Source organism: Phocaeicola sartorii JCM 17136 = DSM 21941, from assembly GCF_054653615.1.
The window spans coordinates 1-15,435 of sequence record NZ_BAAIFW010000005.1 but is presented as its reverse complement, the minus strand read 5'-3'; the positions used below and the strand labels follow the sequence as shown (position 1 = coordinate 15,435).

Below are 15,435 nucleotides of genomic sequence, written 5' to 3'. Positions count from 1 at the left end.
ATATACCAATTTTAATATTATTCGAATGCAATTGTAGCGGTTGTCACAATGCCTGCGAAGTCAGTGAATGTTAGAACTAAAGTACCCTTATCACCGATTTGGGCATTTACCAATTTAATACCTTCGCTAACAGAAGTGGCAGTAACATTATTCAAGCCGTCTACGCCATAAGCTACCTTAACTTTGTCTGCAGCAGTAGAATTAGATTCTTGAACAGTTACACCTTCGATTACAGGAATGCTATTACATACAGCAGATTCTCCCTTACCATACTGTAATGCCAAACCATTCTTCTTATTATTAGCAATAGTAAGTTTAGCGATAGTAAAGTCCGCACCAACCTTAGCAGTTGCACCAGCTACATTATCAGTATAGTAAACCAACTTAGCACCTTCAAAGATAGACATGATCTTAGTAGTGAACTTAGAAGACTTAACAGTCAAGTCATTTACACCTCCAAATGTATAAGAAGCTACAACACCCAATTCATTAACTTTCAAAGTCTTATTAGTATTTTGGATATTCTTTAGAGTTACAGAAGCACTTGATTGGTCTTCTATAACATCCTTATTATCCACTTTGTCAATTGTCAACTTGATATCATTTACAGCAGCCTTTGTATTGGGAAGGAATGCTCTTGTGAAGTTTACCACAGGTTTATTAGCAACTGAAGCTGCCAAACGGGCAACAAACTTACCATCTTCCCAAGCAGTTGTGTTCTTGAACAGTTTATTCCAAGTAGGCAGAGCAACTGTTACAGGAATTGTAACTGTCTTGATTGTGCTAACGGCAGTACCTGATTTTTGATCCTTGATTGTCAAAGTCAAATTATAGTTACCTGGCTTAGCCTTACCATTAACATTACCATTTACGGCAATCTTCATCCAACGGATATTGCGAGCATCTGAGCTAGCTAATACTACTTCACCATCATTTGCTGATCCATCTACAAATTTATCAGCAGGTTTACCATCCTTATCAGTATAGAATGTTACATTAGTAGAAGTCAAGTCATTTGCCAAGAAATTAACTTGATCTTTAACATTTTCAACAGTAATCTGAGTTAAGTTATCAATTTCTTCAGCATTAGCAGCAGACAAGCTAGAGAAAGCATCCTTCAAATCTACAACAATAGCATTTAAAACTCCGCTGTCATCCAAACCTAATTCATAAGTAGTAGCAGCGATAGTTTGAGTATCATCAGATTTAACACCACCAATCTTCAATGTTATGTTTTTGGTTGTTTCCTTTCCGTCAACACTCATGATATGGACAGTAGCAATCACTTCTTCTGCTTTTGCAGATTCTTTAATAGACAGATTCATACCATTAGCAGAAACGCCTAACTTTTCAGCTTTTGCTGTCTGAGTACCTTCAAAAGCAATGTAACCATCATAGAACTTAGAATCTGAGCAAACTAATGATGAAGAGCCAACAGGTACTTCAATATTACTGTTGTTGTCCAGTGGTTTGTCATGATTGTTTCCTATTGATTTCAGGTTAGTTGTACTCAAAGTAATACCATTTCCAACTGTTGTAGCATTATTTGTAATGGCATTATTTTCAGCCACTTTTACAGCAATTGAATAACCGGTATAAACTTTACCATTAATACGTAAAGCGTACAATTTTGCATTATAGCTGGAATTATCCCATGCACCAAATACTTTTGTAATATTATCTTTAGTAACATCACTCTTCAAAGTGATAGCCAAATTCCATTTGCCATTAGTTGCAGCAGCTCTAGGAGCGGTTGCAGCACCATCAGTACTATTCGGAGTGGCAACGATATTAACGGGAGCGATATCACCTTTTGTGTCAATTAATTCAAGTGTCATGCCTGATAAATCCACACTAGCGGGAGTAACAGATAATAATCCTTCAGCAGGTGCTATTTGTCCAATCATCAACTGATTCGCTGCAATATTTCCTTTGGGTCCTTTCCAATCAATCTTTCCATTGCTCTTATAGCCCCAATCAAGCCCAGTTACAGAAGTAGTGCTGGTAGTAGCTCCGAATGTTAGATCGCCAATCATAATTTCTGTAATTGTAGAAGAGGCAGTCGGTAATTTGATAACCTTTTCACCATCAGCACTATATACAGTCAATGTATAGCCTGTAGCTTCAGTTCCAGTAACAATAATACCAGATACAGGGATATTTGTATTTTCATATTCACCCTTTTCATTCAAAGTGTACCAATATCCACCTTCTGCTTTAACAGGAGCTTTTGCTGCATCTTTGGCAGGAAAAATACCTGTACCTTTACCATCAATCTTCAATTCACCAGTCTTTTCATCAACAGTAACTTGCTGAGCATCTTTACCCGGAGTTCCAGGAGCACCAGCTTCACCATCTTTTACATCCAAAGTAACGGTTACAGTACTTCCTTTAGAGAAAGTAAAAGTCATTCCTTTACCATCAGCGGTCTTAGTGATACCTGTTACATAATCACCATTCTCTACTTTTGTCTGCAAAGCTGCCAGCTGAGATTTCAAATCGGTCAACGTAGCGTTGATCTCATCGATCTCGTCATCATAGTCTTTACAAGATACAAACGTTCCTGTCGAGGTCACCATCAAGGCACCGAACAGGATTGCACTTAAAAATTTTTTGTTCATAATAGAAAAACTTTAAATTTATAAATTTAAAAACTCAAAATGTTTATTGTTATAAAAGGACTTAATTGCGTTGGACAACAAAAGGATTCCGGCTCTGCGATATATATTGCAGGGGAGTCATGCCGACCATCTTCCCGAACGCCACATAGAACACGCTCTTCGAGGCGAACCCGCAACGGCTGAAAAGCTCGCTCACAGGACACTCATCACCCTCCAGCAGCTCCTTGGCGCGGGCAACCCTGTAGGAGTTTATCAGCCGCTTGAAGTTGCAGCCGAAGTAGTTGTTCACCGTATTACTCAGGTAGGTCGTATTCGTGCCGGAAACAAATCGTATATACTGTATTGATAATTAAGCATTTATCTCTTAGTATGACAAAAAGCAAAACGAACTCTATTTAGATGGATTCTACTAGAGTTCGTTACTGATATGAAATTATAAGGATAGAAAAAATAGATTACAACGTCAGCGTTGCATTTTTTTGTTCAAAGGAACATAAAGCTATGGACTGAAAAATAAGCGGCAAGCAATTCACATAATAAAAAGGAAGATTTATCAGTCGGAAATCTTTCCCTTTGGGAGTTGTAACCCTGTCAATTGAATAAGGTCCGCTCCAAACTCTGACAGCTATATTCCCGGGTGACAGGTCCATAAAAAAATGCTGAATATAATGATCGTTGGATAGCACCTTTAATTCCTGTGCAACAACCTGCCCGGCTTCATTCTCTCTTTCCAAATTAAGATGAATATAATTCTCAAATTCTCTGCTAAATTCGTTTACCAACGTTGTCTTACCCACTTGCCTTACTCCACGCAATATTAATGGCTTATGGTTGGAATTACCGCCCAGTCTTGCAGTTTCCTATAAATATTTTGTTGAAACATATCATTATTCTATTCGTTTACAGATCCAAATATAGCATTTGAATCTAAAAACATAGGCATATAATAAAGATACTGTTATTGGTGCAATCTCTAATAAAAAGGCTGTTAGAGATCTGGTGTTATTTCTATTGGCAACATCATAGATTGATTAAAACGACAGATATTTGCCTTGAAAGCACCCTCTTCCGTTTACTTTCACATCCTGTTCCATATTATCTCTTTCCATTCTTCCACAGTACGCGTAAGGGAAGAAAAATTCACCCCGATACAGACTATTTTACGGTTATCGGTCAAATAAGATCGGGCATAGCCTTTCTCTGCTATTTGCTGTAAAGCCTCCTCTGCTGTTCCATCCATCTTGAATTCGAAAATGTAAACATATTCGTCCATTTCCAATATGCAGTCCACCCGTCCGAAGCTCTGGCGGTTCTCACAATGGATTGCACGGCAATAAACTCCTATCAAACGGAGAATCAGATAAAAAGTGTATTGGAAATGTTTCTCAGTCATATCCAATTCCTTCAAGGAAGCGTGAGAGTCATACGGGATGCTGGCAAGAAAAGCGGTCAGAGAATCACAAAAAGCGGAGGTGTTCCCTTGTTCAAGACAAGTGACAGCATCGATAATCCAACTGTTGACCTCTCCACCTCCGGGTTTCAAATAATGTGCTGCCAGTACGGACAAGAAACCTTTACGCACCTCATTATTGGGAAAATCGAGCAGATAGGTTCCCATACGTCTATTATATTCTTTAATAGTGAGATATCCGCTCTGATAAATCATGGGCAGAGGCTGTTCCACATCAGCCTTATAATCCACAAACAAAGAGGGAACATAATAACGTCCGGCAAGTTCGTTTATCTGCTCGCGGTTGTGTTGCAGCAGGCGAACCAAATAGGTGGGAGTACCTGTAGAGAACCAGTAATCACGAATTGCCATACTGTCAAAAGCATTAAGAATGCTGAACGGATTGTAAATGTCGGTCATCCCCTCTCCAAAATGATATCCGTCATATTGCCGTCTGAGAAGTTCCTTCATTTCTTCCACCGTATACTGATATTTAGCAGCCAACTGTATGGTGGGTTCTTCGAAATATGCTTCCAGCTCATTCTGGGTGATACCGCACAAGGCTTCGTACCGTTCATCCATACTGATGTCTTTAGGCTGGTTAAATCCACTGAAAACACTTACTTGGGAAAACTTTGTTACTCCGGTCAATAATACGAATCTCAAGTATTGATCAGCTCCCTTAAAGGTAGAATAAAAGGATTTCAATATTTCCCGGTTATGATTTTCCAACAGAACTTTCTTTCCGTAATCATCATAAAAACAAGCTTCCGTATCTAATACATCCAGAATAGGTTTGTCATATTCATCAATCAGCACCACCGCACGCCGCCCTGTCTGTTCATAAGCCCGGCGAAGTATTTCAATGAAACGGGTTCCTATGGTTGTATAATTGGGATTCTTGCCATAAATATCTTCCCAGTTTCCTAAATAGCCTTCAATGGTAGCCTCCAGAATTCCGGGTTGTGTATATAGTCCTCCATTAAAGTCTATACGGAAGATAGGATACTCATACCAGTCCTTTTCCAATCCGTCGATTTCCAGTCCGGCAAACAAATCTTTACGTCCCTGGAAATAACAGGCAAGGGTGCTTACCAGCAGGCTTTTGCCAAAACGACGTGGACGACTCAAGAAATAAGTCTTGCCTTGTGTTACCAGATTGTAAATCAAACCGGTCTTATCCACATATACATAGCCATCTTCACGGATTTGGTCAAAACTCTGTATTCCAATAGGGTATTTCATATTTTGTTGCGGTTCTAGAATGAATGATGAAACAAAGATATTAGTAAATGATAAACAAAGCAAATAAAGGATTTGTTTTTTCCGCTTATGACAAGTTTTTCCGTTTCTTATTAATGGATAATCGCCTATTTCTGTTCATATATATTGGCATTCTGTCCTTTAAAGGATACTTTGAAAAGTATTTAGAATTTATCCATTTTGTAATAAGATATATTTCTCCTACTGAATTTGTTATATTGTTGTCTATCAGTGTTATACATATTCTTTTGTTTCCGGCACGAATACGACCTACCTGAGTAATACGGTGAACAACTACTTCGGCTGTAACTTCAAGGGTTTGATAAACTCCTACAGGGTTGCCCGCGCCAAGGAGCTGCTGGAGGGTGATGAGTGCCCTGTGAGCGAGCTTTTCAGCCGTTGCGGGTTCGCCTCGAAGAGCGTGTTCTATGTGGCGTTCGGGAAGATGGTCGGCATGACTCCCCTGCAATATATATCGCAGAGCCGGAATCCTTTTGTTGTCCAACGCAATTAAGTCCTTTTATAACAATAAACATTTTGAGTTTTTAAATTTATAAATTTAAAGTTTTTCTATTATGAACAAAAAATTTTTAAGTGCAATCCTGTTCGGTGCCTTGATGGTGACCTCGACAGGAACGTTTGTATCTTGTAAAGACTATGATGATGACATCGATCAGATCAACAATACGTTGAATGATTTGAAGTCTCAGATTGCAGCTTTGCAGACCGCTGTTGACAATGGTGACTATGTAACAGGTATCACCAAGACTGCTGATGGTAAAGGAATGACTTTTACTTTCTCTAAAGGAAGTCCTGTAACCGTTACTTTGGATGTAAAAGATGGTGAAGCTGGTGCTCCTGGAACTCCGGGCAAAGATGCTCAGCAAGTTACTGTTGATGAAAAGACTGGTGAATTGAAAATTGATGGCGAAGGTACAGGTATCTTCCCGACCAAGGATGCTGCAAAAGCTCCTGTTAAGGCAGATGGCGGATATTGGTACACTTTGAATGAAAAGGGTGAATATGTAAATACCAACATTCCGGTATCAGGTATCACCGTTTCCGGTTCTGAAGCAGATGGTTATACTCTGACCGTGTATGACGCTAAAGGTACTCCTCAAGTTATTGAATTACCGACTGCCTCTTCTTTAATCTCTGAAATAGAATTTGTAGGATACAGAAGTTATACAGGCACAAATGTAAGTAAGGAAAATGGTTTTGTTCCTATGCATCAAGGTGCAGTAACTTACAAGGCATTCCGCGTTGCAAGTTCTGAACCAATGAAAAATTGGAAAGGTAATAAAGCGAAATTGAAAGCCGGTGATGTAACTGTGGCATACAACACTAATGGTTTGGTTGCTCGCATTACTCCGAATAACATTGATGCTTCTACTTTGAAGTTCTCTTTGGTAAATAGCAAGAATGCTGCAGCTCCTTTAACTGTTAGTCTTTCTGAATTTACTAACGGTAATGCAGCTTTGACAAGAGCAGCCTCTAAGAACGGTATGTATAATGTAAACTTCGCTTGTGAAGTGATTGGCAATGTACCAGCTGCTGATATTGCCAACAGCGCATGGGAAAAGAAATTCGGAACAAGTGCTAATCCTATTTTATTCGGTCTGACTTCATCTACTCTTCCTTCTAAGTTTGATGTGGCTATGGAATCTCAAACTGCTGCTATGTCTATTAATAAGGTAAAGATTGATGATACAACAAATGGTACTGACATTACAGCTACAGATCCTACAGCAACTCTTGCTGGTAATCCTCATAAGATTGAATCTAACAAAACTTATACTCTTTCTTTGGAAGAAGCAGCATTTGTTTATGATTCATATCTTGAGTTCCAAGAAGATCAAGCTTTGTATTGGAAAATAGAATATAACCAGGCTGACGCTCCGATGTCATTCACTGTAAAGAGAATGCCTGACTCACAAACTCCTGCAACTATCAACATCACTGTTCACTATGCACAGATGGATGGTATAGTTGGTAAGAAAGTAGTAAGCGTTACTCCGCAAACTAACTTGAACGGTATCCAATTGTCTGACATGAAGAAGCTTGATATTGTTGCTGCTGATGCCAATGATTTGAGCAAGAACTCTATCACTGTTCCTCTGAGCAAGATGGTTGAAGCTTTGGGTAATGATGGTTATATCACATGGAAAGCCGATGCTGATTTAACTAAGACTAGCACTCTTGCAAATGGTAATATTTACATCATTGGTGATAACAATGCACCTATTGCTGACACGTATGTAGTAACATTCTTGAAGAGTGATGGTAAAATAACTACAAATGCTGCTGAAGCTGCATCTGTTCGCTTTACATTTAAAAACAATGCTGCTATCAAGTTGGATCAAAACTATGTAGCTACTATTAACTTCGCTTCTAATAAAGCTGATAAGTATTATGGCAATATTGTAAACACTGTATACTTCCCGTTAAGCTTCTCTATTCCTGCATTCACAGACTTGTTGCAGAAAGACGAAAATGTCTTTATGGATGAAAAACAAGAAGTGGCAAGTGCTTACATGCTTGAAAAATATGATGAAACTGCTAGCGGTGAATGGACTTCTACTTATAAGTTTAAAGGTGCGTTCAAGAATTTGGCAGCTAATGTAGCTAAAGGATTTACTTTCACATTTGCATTGGATAATGATGCCAACAATAAGCCTGCTGATAACAAGACAAGCGCAGAGCTTGCTTTGATTGCTGCTGGTAGCTACAATTCTACAGCTACAACTTCAGTAGCGGTTACAGCAGCTAATGCTAATGATGTAGCAATCACATTGCGTAATGACTATAAGGCTAAATCTTATGGTAAAGCATTGACAGTGAAAGTTACTGCTCCTAAATATGTTGGCGTTTATACTTATGATGCAACAAGCTTCAAGATTAAAGTATTGAGCCCGATTAAGGAAGGTAAGTTCATGGCAGAAGGTGGTGCAGTGAAGATTGCTGCTACCGGAACTACAGACATTACTAAGAATAATGTTTGGGGTGAAACTAGCGGTGCACAGCGTTATGAGCTCTTCTATGGTGCTTCTAAGAAGCAGGATGGTACATTTGACAATGCATGGAGCAGAAAAGACATCAAGGGTGTTAAGTTCTCTTCTGACGGTATTAAGTTTACCGTTGAAAACGAAGATGGTGTACCGACCAAGGCTCAACTGAATGCAGATGGTACTACTAAGGTAGAAAGTACAATCACACTCCGTGCCGTAGGTAATAAGGGTGACAGATCTAAGTTGAAAGTTGCTGTAACTGATAACTGGAATTACACAATCGAAAAAGAAGTGGATGTAGTTGTAGAATAATGTTCTATACAAATTCTTAAATAAAAAAGAAGGTGTCTGAAAAAGGATACCTTCTTTTTTGTTATGTGTAATATTTCATATGTTGTTCCATCGGGCACACGTAATAATCCTGTTTCCGATTGTAGTAAAGATTCTGTATGGCAAAAGCATCCTTCTTTTAGGCACATTTCTGTTCTTTATGGGAATAATTGTACTTGACAAAAACTTTTATACCAGCATTCTCCATAAACTCTTAGTTTTGTTCGCTTCCGTAACCGGCATCAAGCATTACTATGGGAGATTGCCTATGATAAGTCTTTCGATTTTTTTATAGCTCCCGCATCTTCGGTTCGCTTGTAAATTTCCAGATTTGTAATAAACTGATTCTCAGTAGCAATCTATGTGTTATAGGCGGGGTTCAATTGCCCGTTTTTTCATATGATCCTCTTTCATGCGCATGAAGGTTATATTCTTATCTGTCTTTTTCAGATAAACAGACCGAAATTTTGGTTGGAGGTTAACCCTTGCTATAATGTTTGTCTTTTTGCAACGGTAATTACCAAAATAAACAATAGCTAAAGAGGCTATCCGGTTTTTGGGCAGCCTCTTGTTTGGTTAACTAAAAATTCAGTTATCAAATAATAAAAAAGAGATCAAATCTGCAATCTTTACTCTTGTTATTTCTTTTTTCGAGGAATGAGTTCAGCAATGATAGAGGGCGTCCCATTATCTAATTTTCCACGATAAGAAACGCAAACAGAATCATTGACCATCAACGTTCCACCAACATAGGTAACTTCCCGATTATCGAAAGTAATGGTATGTCCTCTGTTATCCTCCACCTTTAACACTTGTGTGGTCACTTCTTTTACATATCCATTGAATTCCTTTAAAGGTTCACCCTTCTTGCTACCTGATGAACAACTGTATATTGCTAGACTTGCCAGCATTAATATTAATTTCATTTTCTTTTTCATTACTTTCAACTAATAAATAAGGGGGTGCTCCCTTACTTATGGATACACCCCCTTTGTTTTTTATGTAAGGTTGTTCAATCTCACGTACAAATTAGTTTTGGAACTTCATTGTAAACGGATCAAATACTTTGACTACTGTACCACCATAGATATCAGTAATTGTCAGCTGAATTTTAGTAGGAGTATCGGTTCCTTGAGAAGATGTTACATTAGAAGTCAATTTAATAACAGCTTCTTTTATATCATTACCTTCGCTGTCTTTGCCTGTTACAAATTCGCCTTCTATAGAAGGAGTATAATATTCATTAACTCTCTTATAATCTGTACCTGTCAATAAAGCAACTTCTATTTTTTCAGCATATCCGTTAAAATTATTTATTAAAGAAGGAGTTGTATATTTATACCAGTCAGTAATCTTAATAGCACTTAACTTGATAAAGTCTACAGCTTCTGCAACACCCGGATAAGTTAATGTCGGAGCAGAACCAATCCATGTGATAGTACAATCGTCAACATAGTTACCGAATACCAAATTGAATGCTGTACCATTAGTCCAGTAAGTCAAAGCATCTTTATCCTTGTCTGTGTCTGCTGTGGTTACATTACCATAATCATAAGAAACTAACATCGGATATTTAGTTCCGTATGCTTTGTTATCTGTCTTCATGATTTCAGCTGGTGCCTTAAATGCAGGTTTGTTATCTGTAGTACTTTCTTCAGCATCAACATCTGTTGAAATGTATGTTACAGTAGCTGGATTTTCTTTTGTTACATTTGTTTGTGCGAACAAAGTATATTGATCTACACCATGCCATACATTATCAATATCATAGATAGCTGTAGTTTTAGCATCATCTGCAAAATTCTTCGGATAAATTTTTAATGTGTTATCTACTAGAACATTAGTAAATGGTTCTACTGACGTAGGGAATGTAGGAAGAACTTTTGTAAACGAAACGGTTACAGTTTCAACAACGGTATTGTTTGCGCTAGCATTAATCATATTGATAACGGCTACGTAAGTCTTACCATCTTCCAATTTGTTCATAACGACATCCTTAATAGCTATCTTGGTGTACTTCGCCAATTCCGTACGATTAGTTTCATCAGCGGCAGCTGCAAATGTCTTTTCTGCATTACCTTTATACAATACGAAATTGTCTTCCAAGGTAAGGTTACCCAACTTAGAATTAATGTCAGTTTTCTTAGAATCCGCACTATCGTAGATTTTAACTAATTTTGCTTCAGTTGCAGCAGTCCATCCAGTTGCTGTAATAGCACCTTTGTCAGAAGTCCAAACTCCATTCTCATCCAAGTGTGTATCAGGTTTAAACATAACACTAGCAGTAGCACTAGTAGTTTGTTCTGCAACATACACATAGAATGCACGGCCATCAGGATCTACCAAAGTACCGTCATAGTTCACAGCATATACACGGAAACCGATATAGTCACCCTTAGCTGCGTCAGCTGGAATAGTAAGGCTTAATTTTGAAGCTTTATCAACCAAAGTATTCAATCCTTCAACTTTGTAACTTTCCCAAGCATTAATTTCAGAAGGGTTAGATTCTACAGCATGAGTTCTATCTAATGTTACATAGAATGCACGAGGCGTCACTTTTGTACCATCAACATCAGTTGATAGAATTTCTACGCTGAAAGCCTTACCAACTTCTACATTCAAAGAAGGTTGATCTTGACGATCATCATTGCCTTTAGTCTGCCCTGATTTAGCTGTTACGTTAGTTTTGTCTCCATTAATAGCAGTTGCAGCGTCACCACTCCAGATATAGTCTTCAATAGTTGAAGTGGAAGGAGTTGTAATTCCATCTGCTTCGCCTGCATGTGCGTAACGATTATGTATATCAGCTACCTCAGTTCCGTTTACTGCAAAATTCAACATTGCAGCAGATTTACCTTGAGCATAGTTCAATGTCACAGCGTAATCAGAAACAGCTGTATGAGCTACAGCAGCTTCAGTTTCTGTAGCATCTACTGTGATATCATTAACAGCCAATGCATAAAGAATATCTTTAGCGTCCTTTTCAGCAATTTTAGCGAACGCATCTTTATCATATTTAGGTAAGTTGAATTTAACTTTCCATAAGCCAGTTTCAGTAGTAGCACGTGATTTCGTCAACAGTTCTGAATAACGCTCAACACTGGTTGTTGTTACCTGATCTGTAATATCTTCACCCAAGCCATTAATCAATGAAATCATTTCCGGTGTCAGTTCTGCATTAGCAGGAACAACACGTACAATAACTTCAGCATCAGTCGGGACATCTTTACCTTTAGTAAAGGTAATTTCATCTTTAGGACCAAATTTATTATCTTGTTCAGTAACATTACTAAAATTCAATACAATAGGATTGAGATTGGCATCTTGACCTCCCTTATACCATAAATCAATTTCAGTAACCATGGTCAAGTAACCACCAGCTAAGCTCTTTACTACTGTCAGCTGATCTTCTACTTTCTTTTTCAGTCCATCAATGTCAGCGTCTTTAATAGAATCAGCAATAGTTTGCTTCAATTCTGCTTTCAAAGCTTCTACATCAATTGTTGCATCTTCTAAAGACTTGATTTTAGTCATTAAACTATCGATAGTCTTCTGGATGTCTGTAATATCAGAGCCAGTTGCTTCTGCTGCTTTCTTTGCTTCTTCGGCTTTAGCCAAAGCATCGGTTGCAGAAGTTTTAGCTGCATCCAAAGCTGCCTGCATAGCACTTACTTGAGTAGTAAGATCTGTAAGAGCTGCTTTTTTGTCGATTTGTTCTTGCAAATTTTTGATGTCATCATCATAGTCTTTACAAGATACAAATGTTCCTGTCGAGGTCACCATCAAGGCACCGAACAGGATTGCACTTAAAAATTTTTTGTTCATAATAGAAAAACTTTAAATTTATAAATTTAAAAACTCAAAATGTTTATTGTTATAAAAGGACTTAATTGCGTTGGACAACAAAAGGATTCCGGCTCTGCGATATATATTGCAGGGGAGTCATGCCGACCATCTTCCCGAACGCCACATAGAACACGCTCTTCGAGGCGAACCCGCAACGGCTGAAAAGCTCGCTCACAGGGCACTCATCACCCTCCAGCAGTTCCTTGGCACGGGCAACCCTGTAGGAGTTTATCAACCGCTTGAAGTTGCAGCCGAAGTAGTTGTTCACCGTATTACTCAGGTAGGTCGTATTCGTGCCGGAAACAAAAGAAGACTTATATCGTTATAAATCAGCGATGTAACCACCAAATAAAAAGCCATTCCGTCTATTGGTTATCTATAGAAGATCTAAATAGATTTTTATATGTTATCAACGGAGGACAGTTTGTACGAATAATTACATTTATTGAGGACATGGAAGGTCTTCAATTAGCTTAAAATGCACTTTGATAGCGTAAAATAGACAAATAGATGCACCGCCAGAGTGCAGGCCATATTTGCATGTTAAATTCAATATAGCATGAAAAAGTCACAAGAGCATTTCGAAAAATTATTAAAAGAAACAAATACGAGTTTCTATCGTTATCTGTATTCCAAGATAAATTGGAACAGCCGTATGATAGGTATTACCGGTCCTAGAGGAGTAGGCAAAACCACTTTGATGCTTCAACATATAAAAGAAGAACTGTATAGAAAAACCAATGTAATGAAAGACGATATTGAAGCCGGATATATGAATGTCGTATCCTTATGGCAATTGGGTGCTGAAAGTCGTATCATAAAATATAAAATACGCCAGAAGTGTGAATACCTTTATTCCATGCCTTACATATCCTCCAATGAATAGCTTGTATATTCTATCTGATATCTTTTTAACTCGCCTATAAGTTTTTGGGATTTTTCTTTCAAGACCGGCATAGATATTTTATTCCGGTTAATCTTTACCTCTGCTATCCGGGCTGTACGGTCAATACGGTTTACAGCTACGATATCAATTTCATTTTCTCCTTTTGAGTCCCACCAGTTTCCTATTATCGTGAAACGCTCCTCTTCCCATAGCTTTTGTTGGAAATATCGCTCCAATACCAGACCAGAATAAACATCATACCCTTTCTTTACAATATCCAATAATAAATCCGACCGGTGATTCTCCACCAAATCAAGGTTAGGATAGATAAAGCGAAACCAGAACTGTAGAAAATTGTCATTCAGCTTGTACTTGACTCCCTTGCTCCGTTCAGATGCAAAGATGGGACGCATCTTCTTCAAAAGGGTATAATTGATTTCAAGGTTACGCAGATAGGCACTTGTGGTGATACCTAAAACTGAATCAATCTCACCGGATGTGTTTTTTCCGTCAGCTATCAGGCTCAAGATAGAATAGTAAACGGCCCCCTCTTTTCTAAATTCCATATTAATCAAGTCATTCCCTTCTGTAAGAAAAGGCATGTATTCATTGGTAAAGCAAGTGAGCATCCGTTCTTTCTTGAAAGCCCCTTCGTCCATTAATGTTTCTATATATTTTGCCACCCCACCGGTCAGCATATAAAGACAAAGTAGATCTGCCGGAGTATAAGCCGGATAATAATGCCTTAGAATTTGTTTCTGTGTTGCTATGCTGAACGGCTGCAAGTCCAGACGCTTGGTCATCCGTCCATACATGGCTGATTTTTTATCCTCAAACAGTTCTTTCATCAGTGAATAAATGGAGCCGCAAGTAATGAAGTTTATTTTCATATCCGGCTTGTATTTATCCCATAATTCTTGCATGTCAGCAAAAATACTCTTGCGTACATAAAAGAACTCCTGTACTTCATCTATTACCAGGTTCAACTGGTTCTGAGTGGCATACGAAAACAGAATATCAAAAATATCACGCATAGAACGTACCGATCCATAGACAGATATACCAAGTTCCCTCTGTATCTGTCTTTGTATAGAACTGCAGAAGGTGGCTTCCGCCTCATTTTTCGCCAATATATAAAGGCATTGCCTACCTTGAAAATTCCGTCTTATCAGACTGGTCTTGCCGATTCGGCGTCTGCCCATGACTATGGTGAACCGTGCCGATGATGCGGACAATTCTTCCTCCCTTCTGAGTATCTCTAATTCTTTCTCTCTGCCAAAGAAATCCATATATTATTAATATTTAGTCGCTTATAAAAATAATAACGATTATAATAACCATGGTTATTTTTGCAAATATACCTTTGTTTATTTGGAGCAGCAAGAATTGTGATATAATTTATCTGAAAAAGTACCGAAAAAAATAATCGAATTTGATAGACTGAAGGAAAAGGCTATCCGGGATCTCATTTTCCGGCTGCATGACGCAATAATTTATCTTGAGTATAGAAATGCCGGGAGGATTATTGTTACATAGCCTGAAAGATATAAATCTTTCGTGCCGATAATAAATCAGGTTCAAAACATGGATGGTGATCTGTTCATTCGCAGGTGGGAATGCTGAGATTATCTTCATATTAAATGCCTCAGCGATAAAACCCGATTGTTCCTTTTCTCCTTTCATCTACCGCTGAAACTCCCTGCCCATAGGCGTTCCGGCTATGAAGGGGCTCCTGTCATTGCCCTGTCAGCCTCCTTTCAGCCTGCTCTTTCACATTTTTTGTGAAGGGACAAAACGATACGGGCTGAAATGGACGTGAGGGGAAGTGGTTTCAGCTTTAACCGGCTGATTTTCTGTGCATATTACATAAGATGACAGGATGAGGGGAAAAGGGAGCGTATCGGATTAGTGGGGGAGTAATACACGGAACAGACCAGGTCTGTAAGCTGGACAGGCTAAGTCTGTACGTTGAACAGGCTAAGTCTGTGCACTGAACAAGCTGGCGTGTTTTAAAAACGTATAGTTGTTTTT

Annotated in this window: 11 protein-coding genes and 1 pseudogene; 3 read left to right on the top strand and 9 right to left on the bottom strand. The window is 38.4% G+C overall.

The window, feature by feature from the left end; all coding sequences use genetic code 11:
• Positions 1-17 precede the first annotated feature (17 nt).
• The 4 genes from ACYQ0C_RS00225 to ACYQ0C_RS00210 form a co-directional block, all read right to left on the bottom strand.
• Positions 18-2,621 carry a PL29 family lyase N-terminal domain-containing protein gene (locus ACYQ0C_RS00225; protein WP_016275048.1) on the bottom strand — a complete coding sequence of 868 codons (2,604 nt, stop codon included), beginning with the start codon at positions 2,619-2,621 and terminating at the stop codon, positions 18-20.
• Between the two features lie 61 nt (positions 2,622-2,682).
• The gene (locus tag ACYQ0C_RS00220) at positions 2,683-2,910 is read right to left on the bottom strand and encodes a helix-turn-helix domain-containing protein (protein WP_244964618.1); all 228 of its coding nucleotides are present in this window, start codon (positions 2,908-2,910) and stop codon (positions 2,683-2,685) included.
• Positions 2,911-3,076: 166 nt separating this feature from the next.
• Entirely contained in the window at positions 3,077-3,418 is a 342-nt protein-coding gene (locus ACYQ0C_RS00215) for a hypothetical protein (protein ID WP_235783355.1), read from the bottom strand.
• Between the two features lie 281 nt (positions 3,419-3,699).
• Complete coding sequence (locus tag ACYQ0C_RS00210; protein WP_016275050.1) at positions 3,700-5,316, bottom strand: ATP-binding protein; 1,617 nt, start codon at positions 5,314-5,316, stop codon at positions 3,700-3,702.
• A 304-nt stretch (positions 5,317-5,620) separates the two neighbouring features.
• Between ACYQ0C_RS00210 and ACYQ0C_RS00205 the strand changes: the two genes are divergently transcribed.
• Positions 5,621-5,848: a helix-turn-helix domain-containing protein gene (locus ACYQ0C_RS00205; protein WP_257205066.1), complete on the top strand. Its 228-nt coding sequence runs from the start codon at positions 5,621-5,623 to the stop codon at positions 5,846-5,848.
• Between the two features lie 61 nt (positions 5,849-5,909).
• Entirely contained in the window at positions 5,910-8,654 is a 2,745-nt protein-coding gene (locus ACYQ0C_RS00200; RefSeq protein ID WP_016275052.1) for a PL29 family lyase N-terminal domain-containing protein, read from the top strand.
• 70 nt (positions 8,655-8,724) lie between these two features.
• Here ACYQ0C_RS00200 and ACYQ0C_RS00195 read toward each other — a convergent pair.
• The 4 genes and pseudogenes from ACYQ0C_RS00195 to ACYQ0C_RS00180 all read right to left on the bottom strand — a co-directional run.
• A pseudogene (locus ACYQ0C_RS00195) lies at positions 8,725-9,116 on the bottom strand (IS5/IS1182 family transposase); the annotation flags it as partial.
• Positions 9,117-9,310: 194 nt separating this feature from the next.
• Positions 9,311-9,610: a hypothetical protein gene (locus ACYQ0C_RS00190; RefSeq protein ID WP_128812189.1), complete on the bottom strand. Its 300-nt coding sequence runs from the start codon at positions 9,608-9,610 to the stop codon at positions 9,311-9,313.
• 91 nt (positions 9,611-9,701) lie between these two features.
• Positions 9,702-12,497, bottom strand: a complete 2,796-nt coding sequence (locus tag ACYQ0C_RS00185) for a hypothetical protein (protein WP_016275055.1) — start codon at positions 12,495-12,497, stop codon at positions 9,702-9,704.
• 61 nt (positions 12,498-12,558) lie between these two features.
• Positions 12,559-12,786, bottom strand: coding sequence for a helix-turn-helix domain-containing protein (locus ACYQ0C_RS00180; RefSeq protein ID WP_244964618.1), 228 nt, complete (start codon positions 12,784-12,786; stop codon positions 12,559-12,561).
• 291 nt (positions 12,787-13,077) lie between these two features.
• Here ACYQ0C_RS00180 and ACYQ0C_RS00175 point away from each other — a divergent pair, with 291 nt between their 5' ends.
• Complete coding sequence (locus ACYQ0C_RS00175) at positions 13,078-13,404, top strand: AAA family ATPase (RefSeq protein WP_016275062.1); 327 nt, start codon at positions 13,078-13,080, stop codon at positions 13,402-13,404.
• On the opposite strand, the gene ACYQ0C_RS00170 is transcribed toward ACYQ0C_RS00175, so the two are convergent.
• Positions 13,383-14,693: an ATP-binding protein gene (locus ACYQ0C_RS00170; protein ID WP_016275061.1), complete on the bottom strand. Its 1,311-nt coding sequence runs from the start codon at positions 14,691-14,693 to the stop codon at positions 13,383-13,385. The genes ACYQ0C_RS00175 and ACYQ0C_RS00170 overlap by 22 nt on opposite strands.
• Positions 14,694-15,435: the final 742 nt, after the last annotated feature.

What these genes read in the sequence shown, in the direction of transcription:
- ACYQ0C_RS00225 (WP_016275048.1), bottom strand. Translation starts at nt 2,621, where the DNA reads ATGAACAAAAAATTTTTAAGTGCAATCCTGTTCGGTGCCTTGATGGTG.
- ACYQ0C_RS00175 (WP_016275062.1), top strand. Translation starts at nt 13,078, where the DNA reads ATGAAAAAGTCACAAGAGCATTTCGAAAAATTATTAAAAGAAACAAAT.
- ACYQ0C_RS00170 (WP_016275061.1), bottom strand. Translation starts at nt 14,693, where the DNA reads ATGGATTTCTTTGGCAGAGAGAAAGAATTAGAGATACTCAGAAGGGAG.
- ACYQ0C_RS00185 (WP_016275055.1), bottom strand. Translation starts at nt 12,497, where the DNA reads ATGAACAAAAAATTTTTAAGTGCAATCCTGTTCGGTGCCTTGATGGTG.
- ACYQ0C_RS00210 (WP_016275050.1), bottom strand. Translation starts at nt 5,316, where the DNA reads ATGAAATACCCTATTGGAATACAGAGTTTTGACCAAATCCGTGAAGAT.
- ACYQ0C_RS00190 (WP_128812189.1), bottom strand. Translation starts at nt 9,610, where the DNA reads ATGAAAAAGAAAATGAAATTAATATTAATGCTGGCAAGTCTAGCAATA.
- ACYQ0C_RS00200 (WP_016275052.1), top strand. Translation starts at nt 5,910, where the DNA reads ATGAACAAAAAATTTTTAAGTGCAATCCTGTTCGGTGCCTTGATGGTG.